We start from the raw sequence: 26,023 nt of genomic DNA on the forward strand, positions 1-26,023 counted from the left end.
AATCCCAAATCCTAGCTGGCGCGTAGAATATTCATCAAATGGCCCTCGTCCAGAAGAATCTGCATTTTTTGATGATGCTCTGACGATAATGAATTTTCGTTGACAGCGGCGACCGGCGGTGCATGCTGATGCAAAGCAATACAGCCGAGAGGGTGCTGAATGTTTGGACGCCGGACTATTTTTGCCGCCATTGCGGCGTTGCCGCTCGTCATGTCGTCGACTTCATCGGGACTCACGCAAGACTTGACCGAGCTCACCTTGGCCCTCCCGAGCCCGGGTGGCCTGGGTTACTTCGGCCTCTACAACGCCATGGGCGAAGGATACTTCGAGGAGGAGGGCCTTGAGATCATTCCGCAGAGCGTGAACGGCTCCGCGCAGGTGATCCAGGCGCTTCTGTCCGGTCAGGCCCAGCTCGGCCATCCGGGGCCCGGCCCGGTCCTCAACGCCGTCGAGAACGGCGCCGAGATCGTTTACATCTACAATTACTTCGCCCGGAGCCAGTTCAACCTGGTCGTCCCGGAAGCGTCCGACTATCAGTCCCCGACCGACCTCAAGGGCAAGGTCATCGGCGTCGGCACCGCGGACGGTGCGGAGGTCGCCTTCGTGCGCTCCATCCTCGACGATGCCGGGATGACCGAGGGCGAGGATTACTCCTTCATCACCGTCGGTGAAGGCGGCATGGCGGTCGCCGGCTTCATGCAGAATTCGATCGACGCCTATGCCTCCGACACGGCGGGCGTTGCGACCCTTCAGCTTCGCGGCATTCCGCTGCGCATCCTCACCCCGCCGAAATTCCAGTCTTATTTCGGCAACGGCTACGCGGTCACGACCGAGTATTTCGAGAACAACCAGGACATCCTCACCCGCTTCGGACGGGCGCTCGTGAAGGGGATGAAGTTCGGCATGGATCCGGCGAACCGGGCGGCCACGCTGGAGCACGCCAAGCTCGGCAATCCCCAGCAGCTCGAAGACATGGAATTCGCGGACGCCCTTCTCGACGTCTATTTCAACCTCACGAGCCCGCTCGATCCCGACAAGGGCTTCGGCTATCAGGCCCCGGAAGCCTGGCAGCAATGGCATGATACACTCGTCAATGCCGGCGATCTCGACGCCCCGATGGACAATCTCGAGGCCGCCTATTCCAACGCGCTCATCGAAGCGTGGAACGCCGATTGATGGCAAGCGCGACTGCGATGGCCGGGTCCTCGACCCGGCCAAAGCCGGTTTATCAACTGGCGAACGTCTCGAAGACCTATGCCGACGGCGAGGTTCGTGCCCTCGAGGGTGTGAGCCTTACGGTGCGTGAGGGGGAATTCCACTCCGTCATCGGCTCATCCGGTTGCGGCAAGTCCACCCTCCTCAAGATCATGGCCGGCCTGACGCCGCCGACCAAAGGCCGCGTCGTCCTGTCCGGGACGCCGGTGAAGGGCGCACGCCCCGATATCGGCATGATGTTCCAGCAGGCGACGCTGTTTCCCTGGCGGACGACGCTGCAGAACATCCTCCTCCCGATCAAGATCCGCGAGGGCAAGCGCGCCGCTTTCGCCGCGCGGGAGCGGGCGGTCGCTCTCCTCGAACTCGTCGGCCTCAAGGGCTTCGAGGACGCCTACCCGGCCCAGCTATCGGGCGGCATGGCCCAGCGGGCCGCGATCTGCCGCATGCTCGTCACGGAGCCGCAAATGCTCCTCCTCGACGAGCCGTTCAGCGCCCTCGACGAGATCACCCGCGACTTCATGAATATGGAGCTGCAGCGGATCTGCCTGGAGCGCAGCGCCTCCGCCTTCCTCGTCACCCATTCGATCGCCGAGGCGGTCATCCTGTCCGACGTCGTCCACGTGATGTCGGCGCGGCCCGGCCGCATCGTCCGCTCGATCGAGATCGACCTGCCCCGCCCCCGCACCCTCGACATGGCGACGTTGCCGGCTTTCGGCGCGCACGTCAGCGAGATCCGCAACCTTCTCGACAAGGGAGCCTTCCTGTGAGCGAGCTGTCGCCGGCCGAACCCGTTCTCGAGGAACGAACCGCCTTCGAGGAGATGGAAGACACCGTCTGGACCGAGCACGTCTCGCTCGGCTCACTGGTGCCGCGCTGGATCGCGATGACCATCCTCCTCGTGTTCTTTCTCGGCGTGTGGCAACTCGTGACCTCGATCGGGATCGTCTCTCCGCTGATCCTGCCCGGCCCCGTCGCAACGTTCGAGGACGTGCTTTTCGTCGGCCAGAATCTGATCTCGGGCGGCTACACGCTTCCGGCCTTCTGGGTGACGGCGCAGGAGGTCATCTGGGGCTTCGTCTGGGCCGTCGTCATCGGCGTCACGCTCGGCGTCATCGTCGGCGAAACCTCGATCGGGGAACGGGCCGTGATGCCCTATATCGTCGCCATCGACACGATGCCGAAGCTCGCCTTCGCGCCGCTCTTCGTCGCCTGGCTTGGCTTCGGGATCGCCTCCAAGGTGGCGCTCGCGGCGTTCATCGCAGTCTTCCCCATCGTGGTGTCGACGGCGGCGGGCCTCCATGCGGCCGACGAGAATGCGCGGATGCTCTTTCGCAGCATCGGCGCCTCACGTTGGCAGACGCTGATCGAGCTCAAAATCCCGACCGGCCTGCCGCACTTCTTCACCGGCCTCAAGATCGCCGCCATCGGCGTCGTCTCCGGCGCGATCGCCGGCGAGTTCCTCGGCGGCGGACGCGGCTTCGGCGAGCTGATCCGCGTCGCGGCCGCGCAACTCGACACCTCGCGCGTTTTTTCGCTGATCATCTATCTCAGCCTGCTCGGGCTGTTGATGTTCGGCCTCGTCTCCTGGATGCAGTACAAGTTCGTCTTCTGGCACCGCTCCTCCCACGGGCGCGCGAAGGCGAGATCATAAGTCACCAGGATCCGACGGAGCATGTCACAGACGGACAAGACCACCCGCGCGACCACGATTTACCAGAAGGTGCGCGCCGACATCATCCACGGCGCCTATGCGCCCGGCGCCAAGCTGCGCATCGACGGTATCGCGGCGAAGTACGATGTCGGCAGCAACGCCGTGCGCGAGGCGCTCTCGCGCCTGTCGTCGGAACGGCTCGTGGAGCGGCACGAGCAGCGGGGCTATACGGTCCCCCCCGTGGCGCTCGACGATTGGCGCGTCCTCGCCCGCACGCGCTGCTTCCTCGAGGGTCACGTTCTCGCCGAATCGATGCGCCGCCGGGACGACCTCTGGGAAGAGGCCATCGTCGTCGCCTTTCATCGTCTGTCGCGGGTCTCTCGCGCCGCGCGCGAGACGGCGCGCGAGGAATGGGAAGACGCGCACCGCAACTTTCACAGAGCGCTGATCGCCAATTGCGGCTCCCCCTGGCTGATCGACTTTTGCGACATCCTCGCGGACCACGCGGCCCGCTATATCTCGTTCTCGAACGCCTTTCGGAAGGCGCCCCGCGACGGTCTCGCCGAGCACGAGGCGCTGATGAAGACCGTCCTCAACGGCACCCCGGGTGAAGCGAGCGACTGTCTGACGCGTCACTATACCCACACGCTCGAAGTCATCGAGGATCTCTTCGAGCGTGACGAGCTTGCGGGCGGTGGGCCGAGCGCCGGCCTTGCCGAACTCACCGGCTCGATCGCGGGCCTCGTCCGCAAAGACTGACGGCTCGCCCCGCGCCCTCCTTCCGTCGACACCAACCATGGTCCGGGACGGCCGCCCGCTCGCTCGCGGCGGTCGTTGCGGCCATTTCGGCCATGGCGGCCCACGCGGGGGCATGGGCGATCCGGCCCATTACCCAAAATGACCCAAACTTCCCATCGCCGCGCTTGTTGCGGTTCCGGCAACGGCATCAGGTTGGCGTGCCGCCCCCCACACGTGGGTCGGCCACGAAACCCGAAAATCGGGCAATGGGAGGAATACGATGCTTCGCCGACGGCTACTTTGTGCCTCTGCGCTCGTTGCGTGCCTGAGCGCCCCCGCAACGGCTCAAACGACGGTCGACCTGTGGCATGTCTTCAATATCGAGACGGACATGATCCACCAGGCGATCAAAGACTACAATGCGAGCCAGGACGAATACCGTATCGAACCGCGCGTTCTGCCGTTCGTGCAGTTGCAGACCGAGCTCATCAAGGCGGTCGCGACGGGTGACGTTCCCGACCTCATCACCGTCGACAATCCGGTTCTCGTCAGCCTCGCCGCGCAAGGCGCTCTCGAGGATCTCACCGATCTCGTTTCCGAGTCGGAGAATATCGACCCGGAGGTCTACGTCGAAGGGCCGTGGCGGTCCAATGTTTGGCGTGACCAGATCTACGGCGTGCCGCGCGACGCGAACACGATCGGCGTTTACTACAACAAGGACATGTTCCGCGAAGCGGGTCTCGACCCGGAAAGCCCGCCCGCCACGTGGGACGAATTGCGCGACGCCGCGCAAACGCTTGCCGGCGACGGCGTGAACGGCATCGCCTTCTCCGCCATCATGAGCGAGGAAGGCCCCTTCCAGTGGCTGCCCTTCCTCTACCAGGCCGGTGGCAGCCTCGATAACATCAATTCCCCGGAGGCGGTCGAGGCGCTGCAATTCTGGGTCGATCTCGTCGAGAGTGGATCGGCCTCGCCCGATGTCGTCAACATGCGCCAGTACGAGGCGGCCAACACCTTCATGGCCGGCAACGCGGCGATGGCGATCAGCGGGCCGTGGGAATTGCCGCGGATCGAGCAGGAGGCCGACTTCGATTGGTCGCTCGCCCTCCTCCCGGTCAAGGCCGACAAGAACATCCGCGCCTCCGCTCTCGGCGGCTACAACTGGGCGATCCCGGCCGGTGCGGAGAATGTCGACGGTGCGTTCGAGTTCATCGAGTTCATGAGCCGCCAGGACGTGCTGCAGAACGGTTGGGACACGGGCCGCCTGCCGCCGCGCACCGACATCACGGTGCCCGACCCGCGTTGGCCGGAGGCGTTCGCGACCTTCAACGAGCAACTTCAGACCGCGATCCCGCGCGGCCCGCACCCGCGCTGGCCGGAGATCTCCAAAGCGTTGCAGATTGCGATCCAGGAGGCGTTGACCGGCCGCAAAAGCGCGCAGGATGCGCTCGATTCGGCCGCCGCGACGATCAATCCGATCCTGCAAGAAACGCCGCTCTGATCCGCGCCAAGCGCCGCCGGTAAGCGGTCCCGACCGCAATCGGCGGCCGTCGGGCAAACCCGAATTCGCCCGAGGCCCGCAAGCGCTTCCGCCGATGGCGGGTGGCACCCGGGCAATCGCCCGAGCGCCACCCATGGTCCGTCCGGCATCGCCGCGCGGGCCGCGATCGCCGCGTTCCGCCACGAAGGTAATCCTCATGCAAACCCGTCGCGATGCCGCGATATTGTGGCTCTTTCTCATCTTGCCCGTCGGCTACATGGTCGCGTTCGTCGGCTATCCGGTGGTCTACAATCTCGTCATGAGCGTTCAGGACGTGACGCTCGGGAACCTCGCCACCTGGGACCGCCCCTTTGTCGGCCTCGGCAACTATGTCGAGTTGATCGCGAACGAGCGCTTCCGGCTCGTGGTGCGCAACTCGGTCATCTTCGTCACGGTGAACGTGGTGCTGCAGATCGCGTTCGGCCTCGCGATCGCGCTCTATTTCGAGAACCGCTTTCCCGGCGCGCGTTATATGCGCGGCCTCTTCCTCGCCGCCTGGATGTTGCCGCCATTGGTGATCGGCGCGCTGTGGAAGTGGATGTATGCGGCCGATTACGGCCTCATCAACTATGTGCTGGAGAGCATCGGACTGTCGGACGGGCCGATCTACTGGCTGTCCAATCCCGACATCGTCCTCGCCGCCGTGATCGCCGCGAACATCTGGTTCGGGACGCCCTTCATCATGCTGCTCCTGTCGGCCGGGATCGCCAACATCCCGCGCGAACTCTACGAGGCCGCCTCGCTCGACGGTGCCGGTGCGATCCAGCGCTTCCGCTTCGTCACCCTGCCGATGCTGAAGGCGACGCTCCTCGCCGTCGCGTGTCTCGCGACCGTCTACACGATGCGCGCCTTCGACCTCATCTGGGCCCTGTCCCAAGGCGGGCCGATCGATGCGAGCAACGTCCTGCCGCTCTACTCCTACCAGCTCTCCTTCGAGCAGTTCCGCTTCGGCGGCGGGTCGGCGGTCGCGACCTTCTCCTTCGTCGTCGTCTTCATCGTCGCGCTTCTTTATGTGCGCACGATCCGTCACGAAAAGGCCATGTGATGAGCGCCACCGCACCTTCGGAGGGTTTCGGCCTGCGCGGCAGCACGCTGACCCTGATCGGCATCGCACTCGTCGGGCTTTATCTCTTCCCCGTCTATTGGATGTACATTTCCGCGTTCAAAACCTCGTCGGAAATCTTCGCCGATCCGCCGACGATGTTTCCAGAAAACGGAACACTGAGCTCGTTCGTCTGGATCTTCACGCAGGAGCACGTCGGCCGTTACCTGCGCAACTCGCTGATCATCGCGGTCTCGACGATGGCTCTCACGATCGTCCTCGGCTCGCTCGGCGCCTACGCCATGAGCCGGATCCGATCGCGCGCGGTCGACGTCGCACTCGTCACCGTGGTCGTGTTGCAGACTTTTCCGGAGGCGCTGCTCGCGACGCCGATGTTCGTGATCTTCCGCGAGCTCGGCCTCCTCAACACCCATCTCGCCGTCGTCCTCGCGACGACGACGAAGACGCTGGGCTTTGCCCTCGTCTTCCTCCGGCCGATCTTCGCGCAAGTGCCGTTCGCCCTCGAAGAGGCCGCCTTCATCGACGGCGCGTCGCGCCTCCAGTCCTTCCGCCTGGTGGTGTTTCCGATGGTCCGAGTGGGCGTTCTCGTCGTCGCCGCCCTCACCTTCGTGATGGCCTATGGCGAGTTCGTTTATCCGCTGACGTTGCTGACACGGGCCGAACTCCAGCCCGCGCCGGTCGGAATCTATCAATTCGTCGGCGCAGAGTACGCCGATTGGCACCGGGTCATGGCGTTCGCCTCCGTCTTCGTGACGCCCGTCCTTCTCATCTTCCTCCTTTTGCAGCGGCGCATCGTGTCCGGCCTCACCAGCGGGGCGCTCAAATGATCCGTCGCACCGCGATAGCCTTCGGAGCACCCCGATGACGAACGAACCGCGTATCCTGGTGTGGAACGAGTTCCGCCACGAGCGAGAGAACCCGGCCGTCGCCGCCCATTATGGCGAGGGGATCCACACCGTCCTCGCCGCAGCCCTCACCGAGGCGGGCTATGCCTCCGTCGGGACCGCGACGCTCGACGAACCGGAGCACGGCCTCGCGGAGGCGCGCCTTGCCGAGACCGATGTTCTCCTCTGGTGGGGCCATCGCCATCACGACGCCGTGTCGGACGCTGTGGCGACGCGCGTCGTGGAGCGGGTCCAGCGGGGAATGGGGCTCATCGTCCTCCATTCGGGGCACTACTCCAAGGTTTTCAAGCGCTTGATGGGGACGCCGTGCTCGCTCAATTGGCGGGCCGACGGGGAGCGGGAACGGGTCTGGGTGGTCAAGCCCGAGCATCCGATCGCGGCCGGGCTCGGCCGTTATTTCGAGATCGCGCAGGAGGAGATGTACGGCGAGGTGTTCGAAATTCCCGAGCCCGACGAGCTTGTCTTTCTGAGCTGGTTCGAGGGGGGCGAGGTGTTCCGCAGCGGCTGTTGCTATACGCGCGGCCGCGGCCGGATCTTCTACTTCCAGCCCGGTCACGAGACCTTCCCGACCTATCACGACGCCCACGTCCGCCGCGTCATCGCCAACGCCGTCGGCTGGGCACGGCCGGACGCGATCGCCGACCCCTTCGCCAATGTGCGCCGCGATCCGCTGAGCCCCCTTGCGTCCGGCGCGGCCTAGGAGAACTGACATGGCACCCGTCAATATTCGCGATGTGCGCAAGGCGTTCGGTCATGTCGAGGTCCTGCACGGTGTCGATATCGACATCGAGGACGGCGAATTCGTCGTCCTCGTCGGCCCGTCGGGCTGCGGCAAGTCCACCTTGTTGCGCATGATCGCCGGCCTCGAAAGCGTGACCTCCGGCGATATTTCGATCGACGGCCGCACCGTGAACCGCTTGCCGCCGAAGGCGCGGGACATCGCGATGGTGTTCCAGAATTACGCGCTCTATCCGCACATGAGCGTCGCCGAGAACATGGCCTTTTCGCTCCGCCTCAAGGGCGCTTCGCGCGAGACGATGCATGAGGCGGCGAGCGGGGCGGCCGGCATTCTCGGCCTCGGCGACCTCCTGGCGCGTTATCCGCGCGAGCTGTCCGGCGGCCAGCGCCAGCGCGTCGCGATGGGCCGCGCCATCGTACGCGATCCGAAGGTCTTCCTGTTCGACGAGCCCCTCTCGAACCTCGACGCCAAGCTGCGCGTCTCGATGCGCTCGGAGATCAAGGCGCTTCATCAGCGGCTGCGCACCACCATCGTCTATGTCACGCACGACCAGATCGAGGCGATGACGATGGCCGACAAGATCGTCGTCATGCACGACGGGGTGGTCGAGCAGATCGGCGAGCCGCTCGAGCTTTATGACCGGCCGGCCAACCTCTTCGTCGCCGGCTTTCTCGGCTCGCCGTCGATGAACTTCCTCAACGGCACGATCCGCGCGGGCGGCGACCGGGCGGAGTTCGAGGTCGATGGCGGGGCGCGTCTTCCTTTGCCGACCGCGCCCGCGGCCTCCGACGGCCGTCCGGCCGTCTATGGGATCCGCCCGGAGCACCTCCTTTCCGACGCCGGCGGGACGGACGCCGAGATCGTCCTCGTCGAGCCGACGGGGGCGGAGATCCATGTCGTCGCCCGTCTCGGCAATGACGACGTCACTGCCGCGCTGCGCGAACGCCGACCCTATAGGGCTGGCGAGCGGATCCCGCTGGTGCCGGATCTCGAACACGTTCACCTCTTCGACCGCGACAGCGGCCGACGTCTCTGAGGAGTTCCCAATGCCGAGCATTCTCGTCGTCGGCACTGCCGACACGAAGGGGGCCGAGCTCGAGTTCGTCCGATCCCGGATCGCCGAAGAGGGGCTCGAGGCTGAGATCGTCGACGTGTCGACGACGCCGACGCCCTCCTCGCGCATCGTCGCGCAGGCTCACCCCGAGGGAGCCCGCGCGGTCTTTACCGGCGAGCGCGGCAGCGCGGTCGCCGCGATGGCGGAGGCGCTCGAGGCCCACATCACGGCGCGTCACGCGGCGGGCGACGTCGCGGGGGTGATCGGCCTCGGCGGATCGGGCGGCACGGCCCTCGTCACCCGCGCGATGCGAGCGCTTCCGGTCGGCCTGCCGAAGCTCATGGTCTCGACCGTCGCATCGGGAAACACTGCGCCCTATGTCGGCGCCAGCGACATCACGATGATGTACTCGGTCACCGACGTCGCCGGGATCAACCGCATCTCCCGCACCGTGCTCGCCAACGCCGCGGGGGCGATCGCCGGAATGGTGCGTCGCGCACCGGACACGGCGGCGGACGACCGGCCCGCCCTCGGCATTACGATGTTCGGCGTCACGACGGCGTGCGTGACGGCCGTCGTCGACCAGCTCGCGAACCAGTTCGACTGCCTCGTCTTCCATGCGACAGGAACCGGCGGGCAGTCGATGGAAAAGCTCGCGACCTCCGGTCTTGTCGACGGCATCATCGACGTCTCCACCACCGAGATCGCCGACCGGATCGTCGGCGGCATCATGCCGGCCTGGGAGGAGCGGCTGTCGTCCCTCGCGCCGACGGGCCTTGCCTATGTCGGCTCCTGCGGCGCGCTCGACATGGTGAATTTTGGCGCGCGCGACAGCGTCCCCGCCGCATTCGCGGGCCGCCTCCTCTACGAGCACAACCCGCAGATCACACTGATGCGGACAACGGCGGAGGAGAACGCCGCGTTCGGCCGCTTCATCGCCGAACGGCTCAACCGGTTCATCGGCCCCGTCACCTTCCTCATCCCGGAAAAAGGCGTCTCGGCGCTCGATGCGCCGGGTCAACCCTTCTGGGATCCCGAGGCCGACGCCGCGCTCTTCGAGGCGCTCGAACGCGGTTTCGAGAGCCGCGCCGATCACACGCTTCGCCGCCTTCCCCATCACATCAACGACCCGGCGTTCGCCACCGCGCTCGCCGACGCGTTTCAAGCGAATCTGAAAGGCCGCTGACATGCTCAGCTTCAAGAGATCCGACCTCCTCGCCCGGTTTCACGCCATGGCGGCGGAGGGCGTGCCCATTGTCGGCGGCGGCGCGGGCACCGGACTGTCCGCCAAGTGCGAGGAGGCCGGCGGCATCGACCTCATCGTGATCTATAATTCCGGCCGTTATCGCATGGCGGGCCGCGGCTCCCTCGCCGGTATGCTCGCCTTCGGCAACGCCAACGAGATCGTGCTCGAAATGGCGCGGGAGGTTCTTCCCGTCGTGAAATCCACCCCGGTGCTCGCCGGCGTCAACGGCACCGACCCGTTCTGCAATTTCGATCAGTTCCTGGAGCTCGTCCGCGCGGCCGGGTTCGCCGGGATCCAGAATTTCCCGACCGTCGGGCTGATCGACGGGGTCTTCCGCGCCAATCTCGAAGAAACCGGGATGGGCTACGACAAGGAGATCGAGCTCGTCGCCCTCGCCGCCCGGAAGGATCTCCTCACCACCCCCTACGTTTTCGACGAGGACCAGGCGCGCGCGATGGCGGCCGCGGGGGCCGACATCATCGTCGCCCATATGGGTCTCACCACCGGCGGCTCGATCGGGGCGGAGACGGCGATGACACTCGCGGAAGCCTCCGCCAAAGTCGGCGCGATCGCCGATGCGGCGCTTGCCGCGCGGCCCGATGTCCTCGTCCTGTGCCATGGCGGGCCGATCTCCTCGCCGGAGGATGCCGAGCGGGTCTTGCGCGACTGCCGCAATTGTCACGGCTTTTACGGCGCATCCAGCATGGAGCGTCTGCCGACCGAGGTCGCGCTCGTCGAGCAGACGAAGCGCTTCAAGGCGATTTCGCTCGCCCAATAGCTGCACGATCAACGACAAAACCGGGAGAACGCCGCATGGCGACCGTTTATGTGAGTGGCATCATCGACGCGCCGGCCGACGAGGTGTGGGCTTATGCGCGGGATTATAATGGTCACGACGAATGGCACCCCTTGATCGCCGAGAGCACGATCGAGGACGGGCTTGCGTCCGACACGGTCGGCTGCGTGCGCAATTTCACGCTCACCAATGGCGGGCATCTGCGCGAACGATTGATCGAGTTCTCCGACCGCCAGCGCTCGTTCACCTACGAGATCATCGTCTCGCCGATGCCGATCGCGAATTATGTCGCGACCTTCCATGTGATGCCGGTGACGGAAAGCGGCCAATCGTTCGTCGAATGGTACGCCAACTTCGACGTGTCGCCGGAGGACGAGCCGACGATCCGCGAACAGGTCGGGCGCAACACGTTCGCGGCCGGTATCGCCGCGCTCGAAAAGGCGGTGCACGCGCGGCGGACATGACCGCCGCGCTCACGCCTCCCGGCCGGAGCGGGTGTCGAGACCGAGACGGCGCATCCGGTTGTAGAGGGTCTTGCGGGAAATGCCGAGAAAGTCGGCGGTCGCGCCGCGGCGAAAACGATTGCGGCGGAGCGCGTCGAGGATCCATTCGCGCTCCGAACCGAACGCGCTGACGGGACGGGCGGCCCCGCCCTGCCCGATCAGGGCGGACAGCTCCGGCACCGTGATCAGCTTTGCTTCGGCGCGAAGGGCCGCCTGCTCGATCTCCCGCTGCAGCTCCATCACGTCTCCCAGCCACTGGTGATCGGCGAGGATCCGGTGCGCGCCGCCTTCGAGCGCGAGATCGGGCCGCCTCAAACGGACGCGCACCTTGCGCAGGACCGCCTCGATCACCGCCGGTAGATCCTCCTGCCGGCGCAAGAGAGGCGGCACCTCGAACGTCGCAAAGCCCGCCGCCTCCAAGGCGATTTGCACACTCGCGGCGTTTTCCGCGTGCGGGTCCGTCGCGACGATCACACGGACGTCGACATCGTGCGCCGCGGCGTCGCCGAGCGGACGGACGCGCCGCTCCGTCGCGACGTCGGCGAGCTCGCGGACGATATCGAGCGTCGCACTCGCGATCTCGTGGACCAAGAGGGTCGAGCTCGCCCCGACATCGACGAAGCCGAGCTGCGCCTTCTCGGCCCCCGGCGCGGCTCCGGTGGCCGCCCCGAAAAGGGCCACGCGCTGAGCCGTCGGATCCTTTCCCGATAGATGAAGCGACAGGAGGTGCCGGACACGCCGGCGGGAAAGCGCGTGGAGATGCTCCGCGATATCCTGCACACCCTGCTCCGGGCGAGCCAGAAGCAAGATCGGCACGTCGGCTCCGGCAAGGCGCTGGAGGACCGCCCGCGCCTCACGGGCCTCGGCAGAGCTGCCGACGAGGGCCGGCGGCACGGCGGCCGAGGCGCGTGCCGTCGGCTCCGTGCGCGACCGGATGCGTTCGATCGTCTTAAAGCTCGCCGTCGTGGCCTCGATCGCGCTTTCGAGCGGCACGCGGTCGATCGTCGAGCCGCCGATATAACCGTCGATGCTCGTGATCCGGCACAGCGCTTCGAGATGCTTGGGGCTCACGATCGGGCCCCCCTCGACCATGCACACCGCTTCCGGTGCGATCGAGCGGACTTTGCGCGCCACCTTGCTGACATGCAGCGCCGCCGCCTCGACGTCCGCGAGCAGCTCGAGCCCCCGCGCACCACCCTGGTTCCAGCCGAGGCCGATATTGACGGCATCGACGCCGCGCCGCGCCGCCGCCTCCGCCTCGGCCGGATCGTGGGTATAGGCGATGGTGAGAAGGCCGACATCACGCGCCGCGGCGAGGAGATCGAGCTCGCGCGCAAAGCCGAGCCCGTTCTCTTCGAGCACGTCGCGAAAGCGGCCGGTGACCATCGTGGCGGTGGGGAAATTGGTGAGCCCGGCGAACCCGTCGGCCTTCGCACGCGCGACGATCGCCTCGATCGACTGGCGCGGATCGAAAACGCAGGCGCCGAACACCACCGGCACGATGGCGCGAGGCAGGATCTCGCGCACGGCAAAATCGCGCACGAAGGCGTTCGACTCGCCGAACGGCAACATCGCGGTGAGCGAGGGCTCGCCCATCGATCGCAAACGCCCGGCATTGATGGCGATCAGGAGATCCGCGCCCCCCCGAATCGCGAAGTTCGCAGCCATCCCCGTTCCGATGGCCGCACCGAGCAGCAGATCCTGCCGGCGTCGCAGAAGGCGGGCAGACGGCCGTTCGATCGGCGGCTCGCACCGCTCCGCCGTTTCCGGTCGGACCGGTGCGGGATCCACCTCACGCACTGCGGCTGATATAATCCTGGACATCGATCGCCGCGCCGGTGCGCTGGCTTTCGATCGCGGCGAAAATCAGCGCCGTCGACTGAAGGTTCACCGACACTTCGGTCTCCATCGCGGGGCCGCCATCGAGCCAGGCGCAGAATTTCTCGATCAGCCACGTGTTGAGCCACTTAGGCTGGGTGATGAGCTGGAGCTTCTGCCCCGCCCCTTCCCGGCTCCTCTGGCGCACGAGATCCTGCCGCTGGAAGATCTCGACCTCGCGGTTGGACAGGATCGCCGTCCCCTCCTCGCACTCGACCCGCACATATTCGCGCGTCCAGTCGTTCATCCCGACCGCGGCCGAGGAGGAGCCCTCGTAAACGCCGCGCACGCCATTCTCGAACACCATCGAGACGATGCCGTCGGTGTCGCCGGCATACTCGGCCCAGTCAGGCTTCCAGGTGGAGGCGAAGAGCGTCTTGCAGGGCGCGCCCGCGAAATCGGCGACGAGATCGAGATGATGGACGGCTCCCTCGATGAGCAGCGGGTCGGCCATCGTGTGACGGAACAAGGCGCCCCAGGCCATGTGCTTGCGAAGGTCGGCCATATAGCGGCAGGAGACGAGGTTCACCTTGCCGAGCTTGCCGGAGCGGACGACCGACCGAAGCGTCGTCTTGTCCTGGTCGAAGCGATGGCTCATGGTGACGGCCATCTTCCGACCCGCCTCCCGCACCTTGCGCGCGATCCGGACCGAGCCCTCCATGGTATCGGCGATCGGCTTTTCGCACAGGATGTCGACGCCTGCCGCGATCGCATGGTCGATGACCGTCTCGTGGTGGTTGGGCGGGACCACGACGGTGCAGAAATCCGCCTCGACCTCAGCGAAGGCCTTCGCGGGATCGGTATAACATTTGCTCTCCGGCAGTCCGAGCAGCCGCGCGCCGAGCGCGAGGGCCTGCGGGTCCGTGTCGACGACGGCGACCACCTCGACCGTGCCGTCGGCCACGTTCGCGGACAAGAATTCGGAACACCAGCGGCGGCCGAACACGCCGACGCCGACATGAATGAGACGTTTTCGAGCCATCAGACCCGCTCCTCCTGGGGAATTGCTGTGCCGTGAGTGTGCGTCCACAGGTGCCCGACGCGTTTGCGGCCTTCGAGCGTCGTCTCGAAGAACACCGCTTTCACCGCCTCCGGCGCTTCCGGCATGTCGTGATGATGGCCCATTCCGATGGCGAGACAGTCGCCGGGCCGCATCTCCGCGCTGGTCGGACCGACGACGACACGGCCGCGCCCTTCAAGAAGGATCCAGTATTCGTCACAGTCGTGATAATGCGCGTCGACGCGGGTTTTCTTCGGATAGGCGACGGGATCGCCATGATCGGACGGGTTCGCCTCCTCGGCGACGCGGAAGATCCCGCACCCGCCCATCTCCTCGCCCCAGTCGCCTTCGAGGACGACGGCCTGCGCGGCCGGGCCCGGCGCGCTCAAGACACATTTCGATGGCGCAAGATCGAAGAATTGCGCCTCTTTCAGGACCTGCGAGCGATCGGCGCTGCGAAGCTGAACCGTTCCCGACGTGACGAGGACACGGCCACGCGGAGCCGCGATCTCGACCGCGACATCACCACCGGAGGGAAGGTCGACGATGCGAAACCCGCGCAGCCCGCACCATGCGGGCGGAGTCTCGCCCTGACGGAATATCGTACCCATGTCCTCCCCTTGCGGTTCTCGTTATTGGGTTGCTATCCCGTTTGCCGTGGGCACGGTGATGAGGAAATAGCACGGCGGCGGGCTATGGGTAATTTTGGGCAAAGCGCGCAAGCGGAGCGCACCGTGGTCCTCACCGCGCATTGGCCACCGGCCCGTGCGGTGGACGACCTTGCGATCTATTGCCCGGCGCTCGCCGGATTGCCCGACGCGATCGCACCTTGGCTCGCGATATTGCCGGTCCACGACGCAAATGCCGTCTTGCTCGAGGCGCTCGAAGGCGCCGCCTTCTCGGCCGCGCCGACGCGCCCGGATTTCGCGGGCGTCTGCCTCGTCGATCCGTTCCGCCAACGGCGCAAAGTCCTGCAAGCGGTCATCGATGCCGGGATCGGCGGGATCGCCAACCTTCCGACCGTCGCGACCTTCGCCGGCCCGGTCCTCGGCGACCTCGAAGCGCTCCGGGTCGGGCTCGACCGCGAGCTCGACGGCCTCACCGAAGCCGCCGCCATGGGCCTTGCGACCGCTGCCGTCGTGACCGATCGGGCCATGCTGTCGCGCGCCGAGCAAGGCGGCTTCGACACCGTCCTCATGTGCGAGCCGTCAGGCGCCTTGTCGATCCTGAAGTAAGCGGCCAACGCGCGCCGATCGCCGCCCGGCCGCAATTCCGGTCGAGCGGCAAGGTGGATCAGAGGAGGATCACGTCGCCCGGATCGAAGCCGATCGCCATTCCGGGGCCGATCAACGTGATCGAGCCGGCCTCGCCGAAATCGAACACGCCGAAGCCGAAGCCGCCGTCATAGGCAAGCGCGACCTCAAGCTCGGTCAGGCCCGAATTCTCGATCACGAGAGTGTCCTGGAACGGGTTGAAATAGACCGTGTCGTCGCCGATCGGGGCCGAGAAGTCGAAGACGACGACATCGGCGCCGCGGCCGCCATACATCGTGTCGTCCCCGGCACCTCCGTTCATGACATCCTGGCCGCTCTGCCCGAAGATGAGATCGTTCCCCGCTCCGCCGAGAAGCCAATCGTCCCCGCCGCCGCCGACCAGCACGTCGTTGCCGTCGAACCCTTCGAGGGAATCGTTGCCTGTGCCCGCGACGATCCGGTCGTCATCGTCGCTGCCGATGAAGTAAATATCGGCGCCCAGATGATCGGTGACGGTGGAGGCCCGCACCGTTCCGATGAAATCATCCACGACGACCACGGAATCGCGCGTCATCTCGTCGTAGAATTCCGATCCGAGGATCTGCGTGATGCCGTTGATATAGTTTGGAATGTTATGGACGAGGAGAAGGTTGACGGCGAGGTCCGCGATTTCGAGCGCCGTCTGCCCGGCCTGCGGTGTCGGGAAGACATATGACGCGTCATAATAGACGATGTTGTTGGTGGCCGTCGCATAGTCCGGCTTGCCGGGCTCCTCCGACTTGAACACATCGTCATTCTCGTAGCCGATATTGAGAATGCCGACGTCATCGGGAAAGAACTCCGGGTTGGCGAACGACACATACACCGCGTCGTCGAACGCGCCGCCATACTCCGTCGCCGAGACATTGCGCAGCTGGGCGACCGCGCCCGCGCCGAGACTATGGCCGGTGATCCAGATGGTATCGATGTCGTTGCCTTCGTCCGCCGCATAGGCCGCGACGGCTTCGAGCAGCGCATCGAAGTTCTGGATATACTCGTCGTTGCCGTCGATCTGCGGATAGAGCACCGTTTCGAGAAGGCTTTCGGTGCCCTGGAACGACACCACGAGCGTGCCGTCCTGTTCCATGACCCGCGCGGCGGCGCTGAAATAGGACTGGTAGCCCGAGATAAAGTAATTTCCTCGAAAGAACCCGTCGGTAATATTGCCGACATATCCTAAATCTTCGCCGACCAATGTGTTCCATCCCGCCGGGGCGGTGCCGGGAACGTTCGGAAGCGAATTGGGCTCATAGGCGGCTTGCGCCAGGTCGACGAACGTCAAAATTTGTTCCGGCGTTAGATGCCGCCGCAATTCCGGCCGTGCGCGATGTCGAGGTTCGGTCGCGGACGGGAAGCCTGATCCTGCGCCATGATGGGCCGCTCGATGCCGTTCTCGCCGCGCTCTGCGAAGCCGGGCTCCTCGAGATCCTGCCCGAGGAAGCGCCGACGTTCATCGACCCGATCGGCACTGCGACGGCGCGGCTCGCGGCGGCCGACCGCTACATGACACGCGTGACCTTGGGCCGGGCCGATCTGTCGGGAACGGCCTTCGCCGTGCTCCTCATCGCCGGGATGTTCCAGGTGGCGCGCGGCCGCATTCTGAGCCCGGCCGTCACGCTGCTCGGACAGGCGGCGACGATCGCCCTCCTCCAGCATCCGCAGTCGCGGCCGAACCCACGCGCGCATGACGCGCCTCCGCCACCGCAAACGCCAGCGCCGTAAAGAGCGCCGCGACCGCGGCCTCGCGGGCGCGAAGGCGGCCGATCCCGAGCGCCCTCCCGAACCCTCGCGCCACGAACGGCACCGCGAGGATTCCCGCCGCCGCGCCGAGCATCGCCACGAGCCGGCGCTGCGACAGGCGCGCCGCCACGCCGTCATTGCGCGATCGATCGCGAAGCACGAGACCGTGCACGATCTGCCCGAGCGCCAGAGTGAGGAACGTGACGGTCCGCGCCCGCGGGCCGGTGCCGCTGCGGGCCATCATCGTGAAGTGCGCCGCAAGGGCGGACACCGCGAGCCCCGCCGCGTCGAGCATGATGGTGCCGGTCTCCGTCCGCTCGAACAACGGCGCTGCCGCCTGTCGCGGCGGCCTCAGCATCACGTCCCCGCGCGCCTCGGCGAGGGCGAGGCCGAAGGCCGGCATCGTGTCGGTCACGAGGTTGAGCCAGAGAAGCTCCATCGCCGTCTCCATCTCGCCCCGGCCGTGCAGAGATTCCACCAGCATCACCATCAGCTCCGACAGGTTCGTCGAGACGAGATAGCGGATCGCGGCGCGCACATTGTCTTCCGCGGTGCGCCCGCGGCCGATGGCGCGGCCAAGGCCGACGAGATCGCCGGCGATTACGATATCCGCGACCTCGCGCGCGGTGTCGGTGCTTTTCTGACCGATCGCGACGCCGACGGCCGCCGCCCGAAGCGCCGGCCCGTCATTCACCCCGTCGCCGATCATCGCGACGGACCGCCCCTCGCGCTGCAACGCGCGCACGATCCGCAGCTTGTCGCCCGGCCCGACGCGGGCGAACACCGACGTGCCGCGGGCGAGCCGGCCGAGCGCCGCCTCGTCGAGCCTCGCGATCTCAGCCCCCTCCACCACCGTGAGCACGCCGGTCCGCGACAGGCTCAGCGCCTGCGCGACAGCGAGCGCCGTCGCCGGTTGATCGCCCGTGATCATCACCGTGCGCACCCCCGCTCTGTGGAAGAGGTCGATCGCCGTGTGCGCCTCGGGCCGGATCGGATCGGCGAGCGCCACGAGCCCCAGAAAGACGAGGTCGCCGATTGCCCCGTCCCCCATCGCCCCGCCCCGGCGGGCCACGCCGAGAACGCGAAGGCCACGCCGTGCGAGCGTGAGATTGACGGCCATGATCTCCTGCCGCCGCGCCTCGTCGAGAGGCCGCACGCCGGCCTCGCTGAGCTCGGCCGTGGAGAGCGCCGACAGCTCGTCCGGCGCGCCTTTCACTGCGATTTCGGCGCCCTCTCCCCGGCGGTGCTCGGTCGCCATCCAGCGGCGCAAGTGATTGCGCGCGCGCGAGGCGGTGACGGGCGCGGCATCGCGCATCCGGTGATGGTCGACGCCGACGGCATCGGCAAAGCGCAGAAGCGCCGTCTCGGTCGACGAGCCCGTGCCGCGCGAAAGGCTCGCCTCGTTGCACAGCGAAACCGCTTCCGCGAGCGCCACCAGCTCCGCATTGGAGGTGGCACTCCACGCCTCAGCCCCACCCGTCTCCCACAGTCGCCCGGCGGTCGCCGCATAGACGACAGCCATCCGGTTTTCGGTGAGGGTGCCGGTCTTGTCGAAGGCGATCGTGTCGATCGAGCCGATCGCCTCCACCGCCGGCAAGGCCCTCACATAGGCGCGGTCCTTCTCCATCGCGCGCGCTCCGAGGGCGAGGACGGAGGTCGCCACCGCCGGCAGCCCCTCCGGGATCGCGGAGACGGCGAGCGCGGCGACCGATTTCAGGAGAAGCGCCACCGGCTCGCGGCGCAGGAGGCCAACGCCGAGAACCGCTCCGCAGATCGTGAGCGAACCGAGCGTCAGCACCGTCGACAGCGATGCGAGCTTGATTTCGAGCGGCGGTCGCGGCGGCGTCGCCGCGCCGATCAGCGCCCGCATCCGCGCAAGGTCAGTGTTCGTCCCGACACCGAAGACGACCGCGCGCCCGTCCCCGCCGGTGACGACCGTTCCCGCGTGGACGATGTTCGCCCGCTCGGCGATCGGCGCGGTGATGGCGGTGCGCATCGGCGACTTCGCGGCGGGCACGCTCTCGCCGGTCAACACGCTCTCGTCGACCGTCAGATCGCGCGCGTCGATCACCCGCGCATCCGCCGGCACGAGAACGCCGGGCGCGAGGACCACGACGTCGCCGCGGACGATCTCGTGCGCCGGACATTGGCGGACAGCGCCACCGCGAACCACCCGCGCGCCATGGTCCACCGGCTTCGACATCCGCCGGATGAGCGCCTCGGTCGCGTTCTCCGAGGTAAAACCGATGCCGGTGTTGAGCGCGATCGCCCCGATCGTCACCAGTGCATCGATGATCCCGCCGGTCGCGATGGAGAGGACCGCCGATCCAGCGAGCAGCGCCATCGGCAAGGTCGCGATCTGCTCGAAGAGGATGTCCCCGCGGGAGCGGCCGCGCGGTGCGGGACACGCGTTCGCTCCCTCGGCCGCACGCCGCCGGCGGACTTCGCCCTCGTCGAGCCCTTCGGACGCACTCTCCAATGCGGCGAGCGCACCGCTGACATCGAGGCGCGCGGCCACCTCCACCGAGACCCCATGCCCGGCCGGGGGCGCCGGCCCACAGCCGGCCGAAAGGTCCGACAGAGCTGCGTCGAGCCTCGCCGCCACCTCGCCTGCGCTTTGCGATGGGGAATGCGTCAAGAGGATCGAGCGCGTCGCGGCATGGGCCGAACGCAGCGTGATCCCGTGTGCGCCCAACGTCGCCGCGAGGATCGACACGGCGGACGCGCCGGGCCATGCCGCGAGAGCAAAACGCGTACGCCCCGGCAGGTGGTGCCGCACAAAGGTGGCAGGCCGGCGCGCAATCTCGTCCATCGGATGTCCCGGTGCCGAGGCGCGGGCCGCGTGGGCGGACGGCCGCGCCTCATCGCGCCATCACTCGGCCGCGCCGGGGCCCTGCGCTTGACGCTCGTCAACCGCAACGGAGGAATTCGTGCCGAATGACTTTCGTCAAAGGATGCGGGACCGAAGACGCCGATCGTCGCCGTCCAATCCGAGAGGACGAGGGCCATGACACGCACAGACGTTCGCTTGCACCAAGGCGATTTCGTCCTCGTGGCCGACGGCGGCAAGGCGCTTTTGTTGACCAACGAAGGCACCCCGGCGGCGCCGCGCCTCAGGACATTGCACGTCGTCGAGATCGACAACCCACCGACGCACGAGCAAGGCGTCGAGCGCCCCGGCCACTTCGACAAGGACACCAGCTCACGGCGTGGCGCGTTCGAGGCCGCCGACCTTCACGCCGCTGCCGAATCCCGCTTCGCCGCGACGATCGCGCAGATGCTGGCGCGGGAGTGCACGGCTGCCGGCACCGGCCGCATCATGATCGTCGCCGCGCCGCGCATGTTGGGCGCCTTGCGCGGGATGATGTCGGACGGGGTTCGCCGGAAAGTGGTCGCCGAGATCGACGCCGACCTCACGAACAAGCCGCTCGACGCGATCGAAACCCTGATCTCGAAACATTAACGCGCTGGCGCAGAGCCCCGCCGACCGGCGCCGGGGCCGCGCGCGCACCAACGCCGGCGAGGTGGCTCGATGCTTCAGCGAGAGCAACAGATCCATTTCTGGTATATCGTCCTCGCCATTCTCGGCGTCGTCTTCCTGCGCGATCTGTGGACACAGTATAGCGCCGTCGAACCTATTCCCTACAGCCAGTTCGAGACTGATCTCGCCGCGGGCTCGATCAAGGATGTCGTCGTCGGACCCGACACGATCCGGGGAACCTACACCGCCCCGCGCGAGGGTCGGACCGCGTTCGTCACGACACGGGTCGATCCGGCGCTTGCCGAGACGCTGCGCAAGTCCAACGTCACCTTTTCCGGCCAGGCGCAGAACACGCTCCTCGTGACGATCCTGTCGTGGATCCTGCCGACGCTGTTGTTCTTCGGCGTCTGGGCCATCCTCGTGCGGCGCATGGCGGGCGGCGGCGTCGGCGGGCTCATGGCGATCGGCAAGAGCCGGGCGAAAATCTACATGGAGACCGACACCAAGGTCGGTTTCGACGATGTCGCGGGGGTCGACGAGGCGAAGGAAGAGCTGCGGGAGGTCATCGAATTTCTGAAGGCGCCCAAAGAATATGGCCGTCTGGGCGCTCATGTGCCGAAGGGAATCCTCCTCGTCGGCCCGCCGGGGACGGGCAAGACGCTCCTCGCGCGCGCCGTCGCAGGTGAGGCCGGTGTGCCTTTCTTCTCGATCTCGGGCTCGGAATTCGTGGAGATGTTCGTCGGCGTCGGCGCGGCGCGGGTGCGCGATCTCTTCGAGCAGGCGCGGCAGAAGGCACCCGCCATCATCTTCGTCGACGAGCTGGACGCCCTCGGTCGCGCGCGCGGCGCGTCGCAGCTCGTCGGCGGACATGACGAGCGCGAGCAGACGCTGAACCAGCTCCTGTCCGAGCTCGACGGGTTCGATCCGAGCGTCGGTGTCGTCCTCCTCGCCGCGACGAACCGGCCGGAAGTCCTCGACCCCGCCCTCCTGCGGGCGGGCCGGTTCGACCGGCAGATCCTCGTCGACCGGCCCGACCGGCTCGGGCGCATTCAGATCCTCAACGTCCACCTCAAGAAATTGACCCTCGCGAGCGACGTGGACGTCGACACGATCGCCGGCCTCACCACCGGCTTCAGCGGCGCGGACCTTGCCAATCTCGTCAACGAGGCCGCCCTTCTCGCGACACGCCGGCGGGCGCTCGCGGTCGCGCTGGAGGACTTTACCGGCGCCGTCGAGCGGATCGTCGCCGGGCTCGAAAAGCGCAACAGGATCCTCAATCCCCGCGAGCGCAAAGTCGTCGCCTATCACGAGATGGGCCATGCGCTCGTGGCGATGGCGCTGCCGGGGGCCGACGAGGTGCACAAGGTCTCGATCATTCCGCGCGGCATCGGCGCGCTCGGCTACACGATCCAGCGACCCACCGAAGACCGCTTTCTCATGTCGCGGGAGGAGCTCGAGAACAAGATCGCCGTGCTGATGGGCGGCCGCGCGGCCGAGGACGTGGTGTTCGGCGAATTGTCGACCGGGGCTGCCGACGATCTCGTGAAAGCGACCGATATCGCCCGCTCGATGGCCGCCCGCTATGGCATGGTCGAGGCGCTCGGCAATGTCAGCTACGAACGCGAGCGAAGCCTCTTCCTCAACGATGACGGCGGCGTGCCGCATTTTGAACGCGGCTATAGCGAGCGGACCTCCGAACGGCTCGACGACGCGGTCCGCGCGATCATCGACGATGTATATGTGCGGACCCGCGAGATCCTGAACCGCAATGCCGACCTCCTCCATCGCGCCGCGGCGGACCTCCTCGCCCGCGAGACGCTCGATGCCGCTGCGCTCGGTCAGTACCGAGCCGCGTTGGCCCCCTCACCGGCCACCGCGACGCCCGGTTCGCTGCTTCCCCCGGCGGCGGAATAGGCTCGGCCAAACCCCTCGCCCCCTGCCGCGAAGGGGTCATCTCGGCGGCGTGCGGCTCCCCTCCGTCGAAAGGGCATCGGCGAATGCGACGGCGAACCACTCCGCCGCCGCCTCGGCGACGGCCTTCAGGGCCCCCGTCTCCTCGAAGAGGTGCGTCGCGCCTGGGACGACGAGGAGCCGCGACCTCGCATTCAATCGGCGCAGTGCCGCGCGATTGAGGGCGAGGACGTCGGTGTCGCTCCCGCCGACGATCAGGAGCGTCGGCGCGACGACATGGGCGAGCGCGTCGGTCGCAAGATCGGGCCGCCCACCGCGCGAGACGACGGCGGCGACGCCCGCGCCCTGTCGCGCTGCCGCGATCAGCGCCGCCGCAGCCCCCGTGCTCGCCCCGAAATAGCCGAGCGCGCGGTGGGAACCCCGGTCCGCCTCCCGGATCGTCCACTGGCCGACGGATTGGAGCCGTCCGGCGAGCAAGGGAATATCGAAGCGGAGGTGCGCGGTGCGCGCGTCCTCGACCTCTTCGGCCTCGGTCAACAGATCGATCAGGAGCGTCCCGAGCCCGTGATCGCGCAGAACCCGCGCCACGAACCGATTGCGCGGACTGTGCCGGCTCGACCCGCTGCCATGCGCGAAGACGACGATCCCCTCCGCCTCCTCCGGCACCTCGAGGCTACCGCGAAGGTCGGTATCACCGACCCGCACCATGATCTCGCCGGATCGCGCAAACTCCATCAGCGCCTCCCGATGGCCGCCGCCGCGGTCACAGGCCGGTGGGGTAGGTTTCGGCCACCTCGTCGGACGGCCGCGGGCGGGCGTGGGCGAGCGGCTCCAGCGCCCGCGTCGCATCGATATGGACGACGGCGTCGAACTGGTCGGAAAGCCGGGCGTAGAAATAATGGCTCTGCCGCTCCGTCTGCGGCAAATAAAGCACCCCGATCGCCCGTTGCAGCCGCGACAGGTCGAGATGGCGGTGAAGAGCCTCGTTCTCGCGCAAGAACAGGAGGAAGGCCGGCAGGCCGACATCGTGGAAGATCTGTTCCGTGCTCTCCGCGATCGCCGGACGGACCGGCTTCACCTCCCCCGGCCCGTCCCAGGCGCTTGCCGCCCGGACGCTGCCATGATGGGTGGAAAAGCCGATGAGGACGGCGCTCCGCCCATGCGCCTCACGCACCAGGGAGCCGATATTCCACTCCCCGCGCTCACCCATCTCCGTCGCCCGCGCGTCACCGATATGGGAGTTGTGCGCCCACACGACGATTTTGACCGGCCGTCCGCGCTGGGCATGGAGATGGTCGGCGATCCCGTAGAGCGTGCTCGCCATGTGCTTGTCGCGCAGGTTCCAGGAGGTGACGCGCCCCTCGAACATGGTGCGATAATAAAGCTCGGCATTGCGCACCACGGCGGCATTCTGCTCGGCGCAATAATAGTCTTCGCCGGCGGCGAACCCGTCGCGCGCCAAATATTGATACCGGCTGCGGCGCAGCGTGACGAGCTGTTCGAGCACCTCCCGCTCACACCCGTGGGATAGGCCGAGCATCGTCGCATAGCCATATTCCTGCGGGTTGCGCACATGGCGGTCGAAGCACCCATAATGTGCCCGCGCGGTCGCCGCCGCCGCCGGGTCGACCCGGTCGAGATAGGCGACGACCGCCGCGATCGAGGATTCGAGGCTGTAAAGGTCGAGGCCGTAAAAGCCCGCCTTCTCCATCGGATCGGCGATCGTGTCGTTGTGCGCCCGCAGCCAGGCGAGAAAGTCCCGCACGACGGTGTTGCGCCACATCCAGCTCGGAAAGCGCTCGAAATCGACGAGCGCGTCGTCGGCATCGTCGATCGTGGGATCGCCGCGGACATAACGGTTGGCGCGGTAGGCGTCCGGCCAGTCCGCCTCCGCCGCCACCGCCGCGAAGTCGTGCTCCTCGATGAGGCGCTTCGTGAGCGCGGCGCGCAGAGCATAGAACTCTTCGGTGCCGTGCGTCGCCTCGCCGATGAGCACGAACCGCGCCTCTGCCGACAAAGCGAGGAGACGGTCCAACGCGCCATCCGATCCGGCGAGCGGCATCGCCTCGGCCCGGATCTCGTCGATCAATCGTTGCGCTGCGTGCATGGGGCTCACCATTCGTCCGGGCGCATCGGATGGCGCTTGCGCCGATGCCGGCGGGCGAGCGTCGTCGCCGCAACGCCGGCCAGCATGGGGCGAGCCTCTCCGCCTTACGCGCGCGTCGATTGATGAACGTCAATCCGGGGCCGGCGCGTCGGCTCGACGCTGGCCCTCGCCGCATCGCCCTTTGCCGAGTTGCGACGGCGGCCCCTCTATCCATCGGAGATCAGCAATGGACGACATAACGCTCCGGCAGGAAGTCCTCGACGAGCTCGAATTCGAGCCGGGACTCGATGCCGACCATATCGGTGTCGCCGTCGACAAGGGGATCGTCACCCTCTCCGGTCACACGAGCAGCTACCACGAGAAGATATTGGCGGAGGAAACCGTCCAGCGCGTCAAAGGCGTGCGCGGGATCGCCGAGGAGATCGAGGTTCGCTATCCCTTCGAGAAGAAGACTGCGGACGATCAGATCGCCAAACGGGCCGTCGACGTCCTCACATGGGACGTTCGCGTGCCGCACGACCGGGTCAAGATCAAGGTCGAAGACGGTTGGGTGACGCTGTCGGGCGAGGTCAACTGGAATTTCCAGCGCCAGGCGGCGGTCGACACCGTGCGCAGACTGGGCGGCGTCGTCGGCATCAACAACCGCATGACCGTGAAGCCCCGAGTGTCGGCGACCGACGTCAAGAAGAAGATCGAGGAATCGATGAAGCGCAGCGCCGAGATGGAGGCGAACGGGATCCGCGTCAGCGTGACCGACGGGTGCGTGACGCTCGATGGCCACGTAAAGGCCTGGTACGAGCGGCGCCTTGCGGAAAAGGCCGCCTGGTCCGCCCCCGGCGTCGCCGCCGTCGAGGATCGCATCAAGATCGGCTGACCCCGTCTTGCCGCGAGACGGTCAGAGCGACAGGGCGGCGCGATGGACGAGATCGTCGAGCCCCTCGCCGCCATCGGCGATATAGGCGCGGAGCTGCTCGCGCATTCGCGGCTCCCAGAAATCCTTGATGTGGGCGGCCACGCGTTCGGCCTGGTCGTCCCCCGGCTGGCTGCGGAAGAAGACGGCGATCTGGTTCGCCATATGGACCATCTTTTCAGGCGCCATCAGACTCGCTCGAATGAGGCCACACGGGCCGATTGAACCGTTTCAATCGGCGGCATATCGGCCCC

At 66.9% G+C, this 26,023-nt stretch carries 26 protein-coding genes; 16 read left to right on the forward strand and 10 right to left on the reverse strand.

Translation table 11 applies throughout. The features are described from left to right. Nucleotides 1-11: 11 nt before the first annotated feature. Entirely contained in the window at nucleotides 12-257 is a 246-nt protein-coding gene (locus L1787_RS15725) for a hypothetical protein (RefSeq protein WP_235709777.1), read from the reverse strand. 1 nt (nucleotide 258) lies between these two features. Between L1787_RS15725 and L1787_RS15730 the strand changes: the two genes are divergently transcribed. The 12 genes from L1787_RS15730 (at nucleotide 259) to L1787_RS15785 (ending at nucleotide 11,411) form a co-directional block, all read left to right on the forward strand. Next, nucleotides 259-1,176, forward strand: coding sequence for an ABC transporter substrate-binding protein (locus L1787_RS15730; RefSeq protein WP_235709778.1), 918 nt, complete (start codon nucleotides 259-261; stop codon nucleotides 1,174-1,176). After that, nucleotides 1,176-1,982, forward strand: coding sequence for an ABC transporter ATP-binding protein (locus L1787_RS15735; protein ID WP_235709779.1), 807 nt, complete (start codon nucleotides 1,176-1,178; stop codon nucleotides 1,980-1,982). The genes L1787_RS15730 and L1787_RS15735 overlap by 1 nt, the downstream gene beginning before the upstream one ends. Then, nucleotides 1,979-2,866 (forward strand): ABC transporter permease, encoded by an 888-nt coding sequence (locus L1787_RS15740; protein WP_235709780.1) that lies wholly within the window; start codon nucleotides 1,979-1,981, stop codon nucleotides 2,864-2,866. Before L1787_RS15735 ends, L1787_RS15740 begins: the two co-directional genes overlap by 4 nt. A gap of 21 nt (nucleotides 2,867-2,887) precedes the next feature. Beyond that, entirely contained in the window at nucleotides 2,888-3,625 is a 738-nt protein-coding gene (locus tag L1787_RS15745; RefSeq protein ID WP_235709781.1) for a GntR family transcriptional regulator, read from the forward strand. A 370-nt stretch (nucleotides 3,626-3,995) separates the two neighbouring features. Continuing rightward, nucleotides 3,996-5,105, forward strand: a complete 1,110-nt coding sequence (locus tag L1787_RS15750) for an ABC transporter substrate-binding protein (RefSeq protein ID WP_235709782.1) — start codon at nucleotides 3,996-3,998, stop codon at nucleotides 5,103-5,105. Nucleotides 5,106-5,301: 196 nt separating this feature from the next. After that, nucleotides 5,302-6,189, forward strand: coding sequence for a carbohydrate ABC transporter permease (locus L1787_RS15755; RefSeq protein WP_235709783.1), 888 nt, complete (start codon nucleotides 5,302-5,304; stop codon nucleotides 6,187-6,189). Continuing rightward, nucleotides 6,189-7,034 carry a carbohydrate ABC transporter permease gene (locus L1787_RS15760; protein WP_235709784.1) on the forward strand — a complete coding sequence of 282 codons (846 nt, stop codon included), beginning with the start codon at nucleotides 6,189-6,191 and terminating at the stop codon, nucleotides 7,032-7,034. Before L1787_RS15755 ends, L1787_RS15760 begins: the two co-directional genes overlap by 1 nt. Nucleotides 7,035-7,068: 34 nt before the next feature. After that, complete coding sequence (locus L1787_RS15765; protein ID WP_235709785.1) at nucleotides 7,069-7,812, forward strand: ThuA domain-containing protein; 744 nt, start codon at nucleotides 7,069-7,071, stop codon at nucleotides 7,810-7,812. Nucleotides 7,813-7,822: 10 nt separating this feature from the next. Then, complete coding sequence (locus tag L1787_RS15770) at nucleotides 7,823-8,887, forward strand: ABC transporter ATP-binding protein (protein ID WP_235709786.1); 1,065 nt, start codon at nucleotides 7,823-7,825, stop codon at nucleotides 8,885-8,887. Nucleotides 8,888-8,897: 10 nt separating this feature from the next. After that, the gene (locus tag L1787_RS15775; RefSeq protein ID WP_235709787.1) at nucleotides 8,898-10,091 is read left to right on the forward strand and encodes a Tm-1-like ATP-binding domain-containing protein; all 1,194 of its coding nucleotides are present in this window, start codon (nucleotides 8,898-8,900) and stop codon (nucleotides 10,089-10,091) included. 1 nt (nucleotide 10,092) lies between these two features. Beyond that, nucleotides 10,093-10,929 (forward strand): phosphoenolpyruvate hydrolase family protein, encoded by an 837-nt coding sequence (locus L1787_RS15780; RefSeq protein WP_235709788.1) that lies wholly within the window; start codon nucleotides 10,093-10,095, stop codon nucleotides 10,927-10,929. A gap of 35 nt (nucleotides 10,930-10,964) precedes the next feature. Beyond that, complete coding sequence (locus L1787_RS15785; protein WP_235709789.1) at nucleotides 10,965-11,411, forward strand: SRPBCC family protein; 447 nt, start codon at nucleotides 10,965-10,967, stop codon at nucleotides 11,409-11,411. A 9-nt stretch (nucleotides 11,412-11,420) separates the two neighbouring features. On the opposite strand, the gene L1787_RS15790 is transcribed toward L1787_RS15785, so the two are convergent. From L1787_RS15790 to L1787_RS15800, 3 genes are read right to left on the reverse strand one after another with little or no spacing between them, the layout of a single operon-like run. Continuing rightward, a complete protein-coding gene (locus L1787_RS15790) occupies nucleotides 11,421-13,274 on the reverse strand; it encodes a phosphoenolpyruvate hydrolase family protein (RefSeq protein WP_255720536.1) in 1,854 nt (617 codons plus the stop codon). Then, complete coding sequence (locus L1787_RS15795) at nucleotides 13,243-14,310, reverse strand: Gfo/Idh/MocA family protein (protein ID WP_235709791.1); 1,068 nt, start codon at nucleotides 14,308-14,310, stop codon at nucleotides 13,243-13,245. Before L1787_RS15795 ends, L1787_RS15790 begins: the two co-directional genes overlap by 32 nt. Beyond that, nucleotides 14,310-14,939 (reverse strand): cupin domain-containing protein, encoded by a 630-nt coding sequence (locus tag L1787_RS15800; protein WP_235709792.1) that lies wholly within the window; start codon nucleotides 14,937-14,939, stop codon nucleotides 14,310-14,312. The genes L1787_RS15795 and L1787_RS15800 overlap by 1 nt, the downstream gene beginning before the upstream one ends. Nucleotides 14,940-15,062: 123 nt before the next feature. Between L1787_RS15800 and L1787_RS15805 the strand changes: the two genes are divergently transcribed. Beyond that, on the forward strand, nucleotides 15,063-15,563 hold the full coding sequence (locus L1787_RS15805; RefSeq protein ID WP_235709793.1) for a phosphoenolpyruvate hydrolase family protein: 501 nt from the start codon (nucleotides 15,063-15,065) through the stop codon (nucleotides 15,561-15,563). Between the two features lie 58 nt (nucleotides 15,564-15,621). On the opposite strand, the gene L1787_RS15810 is transcribed toward L1787_RS15805, so the two are convergent. The 3 genes from L1787_RS15810 to L1787_RS15820 are packed head-to-tail and all read right to left on the reverse strand — an operon-like array spanning nucleotide 15,622 to nucleotide 20,172. Beyond that, nucleotides 15,622-16,902: an alpha/beta hydrolase family protein gene (locus tag L1787_RS15810; protein ID WP_235709794.1), complete on the reverse strand. Its 1,281-nt coding sequence runs from the start codon at nucleotides 16,900-16,902 to the stop codon at nucleotides 15,622-15,624. Nucleotides 16,903-16,916: 14 nt separating this feature from the next. Next, nucleotides 16,917-17,276 carry a hypothetical protein gene (locus L1787_RS15815; RefSeq protein ID WP_235709795.1) on the reverse strand — a complete coding sequence of 120 codons (360 nt, stop codon included), beginning with the start codon at nucleotides 17,274-17,276 and terminating at the stop codon, nucleotides 16,917-16,919. Then, complete coding sequence (locus tag L1787_RS15820; RefSeq protein ID WP_235709796.1) at nucleotides 17,233-20,172, reverse strand: cation-translocating P-type ATPase; 2,940 nt, start codon at nucleotides 20,170-20,172, stop codon at nucleotides 17,233-17,235. The genes L1787_RS15815 and L1787_RS15820 overlap by 44 nt, the downstream gene beginning before the upstream one ends. Before the next feature lie 195 nt (nucleotides 20,173-20,367). On the opposite strand from L1787_RS15820, the gene L1787_RS15825 reads away from it, so the two are divergent. Then, nucleotides 20,368-20,823, forward strand: a complete 456-nt coding sequence (locus L1787_RS15825) for a baeRF12 domain-containing protein (RefSeq protein WP_235709797.1) — start codon at nucleotides 20,368-20,370, stop codon at nucleotides 20,821-20,823. A gap of 69 nt (nucleotides 20,824-20,892) precedes the next feature. Continuing rightward, a complete protein-coding gene (gene ftsH / locus L1787_RS15830) occupies nucleotides 20,893-22,755 on the forward strand; it encodes an ATP-dependent zinc metalloprotease FtsH (protein WP_235709798.1) in 1,863 nt (620 codons plus the stop codon). 36 nt (nucleotides 22,756-22,791) lie between these two features. On the opposite strand, the gene L1787_RS15835 is transcribed toward ftsH, so the two are convergent. Together L1787_RS15835 and L1787_RS15840 are read right to left on the reverse strand one after the other, a co-directional pair. Then, the gene (locus tag L1787_RS15835; RefSeq protein ID WP_235709799.1) at nucleotides 22,792-23,487 is read right to left on the reverse strand and encodes a dienelactone hydrolase family protein; all 696 of its coding nucleotides are present in this window, start codon (nucleotides 23,485-23,487) and stop codon (nucleotides 22,792-22,794) included. A gap of 28 nt (nucleotides 23,488-23,515) precedes the next feature. Further along, nucleotides 23,516-24,859 carry an erythromycin esterase family protein gene (locus L1787_RS15840; protein ID WP_235709800.1) on the reverse strand — a complete coding sequence of 448 codons (1,344 nt, stop codon included), beginning with the start codon at nucleotides 24,857-24,859 and terminating at the stop codon, nucleotides 23,516-23,518. A 226-nt stretch (nucleotides 24,860-25,085) separates the two neighbouring features. Between L1787_RS15840 and L1787_RS15845 the strand changes: the two genes are divergently transcribed. Continuing rightward, nucleotides 25,086-25,733 carry a BON domain-containing protein gene (locus L1787_RS15845; protein ID WP_235709801.1) on the forward strand — a complete coding sequence of 216 codons (648 nt, stop codon included), beginning with the start codon at nucleotides 25,086-25,088 and terminating at the stop codon, nucleotides 25,731-25,733. Between the two features lie 21 nt (nucleotides 25,734-25,754). Here the strand turns inward: L1787_RS15845 and L1787_RS15850 are convergent, their stop codons facing one another. Continuing rightward, nucleotides 25,755-25,958 carry a formate dehydrogenase subunit delta gene (locus tag L1787_RS15850; RefSeq protein ID WP_235709802.1) on the reverse strand — a complete coding sequence of 68 codons (204 nt, stop codon included), beginning with the start codon at nucleotides 25,956-25,958 and terminating at the stop codon, nucleotides 25,755-25,757. Nucleotides 25,959-26,023 lie beyond the last annotated feature (65 nt).

The sequence above is a fragment of the Acuticoccus kalidii genome (assembly GCF_021556395.1).
Classification (GTDB): domain Bacteria; phylum Pseudomonadota; class Alphaproteobacteria; order Rhizobiales; family Amorphaceae; genus Acuticoccus; species Acuticoccus kalidii.

Excerpts from the sequence above, each read along its gene's own strand:
- L1787_RS15770 (WP_235709786.1), top strand. The coding sequence starts at position 7,823 with ATGGCACCCGTCAATATTCGCGATGTGCGCAAGGCGTTCGGTCATGTC.
- L1787_RS15735 (WP_235709779.1), top strand. The coding sequence starts at position 1,176 with ATGGCAAGCGCGACTGCGATGGCCGGGTCCTCGACCCGGCCAAAGCCG.
- L1787_RS15795 (WP_235709791.1), bottom strand. The coding sequence starts at position 14,310 with ATGGCTCGAAAACGTCTCATTCATGTCGGCGTCGGCGTGTTCGGCCGC.
- L1787_RS15745 (WP_235709781.1), top strand. The coding sequence starts at position 2,888 with ATGTCACAGACGGACAAGACCACCCGCGCGACCACGATTTACCAGAAG.
- L1787_RS15750 (WP_235709782.1), top strand. The coding sequence starts at position 3,996 with ATGATCCACCAGGCGATCAAAGACTACAATGCGAGCCAGGACGAATAC.
- L1787_RS15815 (WP_235709795.1), bottom strand. The coding sequence starts at position 17,276 with ATGCTGGAGGAGGGCGATCGTCGCCGCCTGTCCGAGCAGCGTGACGGC.
- L1787_RS15775 (WP_235709787.1), top strand. The coding sequence starts at position 8,898 with ATGCCGAGCATTCTCGTCGTCGGCACTGCCGACACGAAGGGGGCCGAG.
- L1787_RS15755 (WP_235709783.1), top strand. The coding sequence starts at position 5,302 with ATGCAAACCCGTCGCGATGCCGCGATATTGTGGCTCTTTCTCATCTTG.
- ftsH (WP_235709798.1), top strand. The coding sequence starts at position 20,893 with ATGCTTCAGCGAGAGCAACAGATCCATTTCTGGTATATCGTCCTCGCC.
- L1787_RS15845 (WP_235709801.1), top strand. The coding sequence starts at position 25,086 with ATGGACGACATAACGCTCCGGCAGGAAGTCCTCGACGAGCTCGAATTC.
- L1787_RS15850 (WP_235709802.1), bottom strand. The coding sequence starts at position 25,958 with ATGGCGCCTGAAAAGATGGTCCATATGGCGAACCAGATCGCCGTCTTC.
- L1787_RS15800 (WP_235709792.1), bottom strand. The coding sequence starts at position 14,939 with ATGGGTACGATATTCCGTCAGGGCGAGACTCCGCCCGCATGGTGCGGG.
- L1787_RS15785 (WP_235709789.1), top strand. The coding sequence starts at position 10,965 with ATGGCGACCGTTTATGTGAGTGGCATCATCGACGCGCCGGCCGACGAG.
- L1787_RS15835 (WP_235709799.1), bottom strand. The coding sequence starts at position 23,487 with ATGGAGTTTGCGCGATCCGGCGAGATCATGGTGCGGGTCGGTGATACC.
- L1787_RS15760 (WP_235709784.1), top strand. The coding sequence starts at position 6,189 with ATGAGCGCCACCGCACCTTCGGAGGGTTTCGGCCTGCGCGGCAGCACG.
- L1787_RS15790 (WP_255720536.1), bottom strand. The coding sequence starts at position 13,274 with ATGTCCAGGATTATATCAGCCGCAGTGCGTGAGGTGGATCCCGCACCG.
- L1787_RS15840 (WP_235709800.1), bottom strand. The coding sequence starts at position 24,859 with ATGCACGCAGCGCAACGATTGATCGACGAGATCCGGGCCGAGGCGATG.
- L1787_RS15780 (WP_235709788.1), top strand. The coding sequence starts at position 10,093 with ATGCTCAGCTTCAAGAGATCCGACCTCCTCGCCCGGTTTCACGCCATG.
- L1787_RS15820 (WP_235709796.1), bottom strand. The coding sequence starts at position 20,172 with ATGGACGAGATTGCGCGCCGGCCTGCCACCTTTGTGCGGCACCACCTG.
- L1787_RS15765 (WP_235709785.1), top strand. The coding sequence starts at position 7,069 with ATGACGAACGAACCGCGTATCCTGGTGTGGAACGAGTTCCGCCACGAG.
- L1787_RS15825 (WP_235709797.1), top strand. The coding sequence starts at position 20,368 with ATGACACGCACAGACGTTCGCTTGCACCAAGGCGATTTCGTCCTCGTG.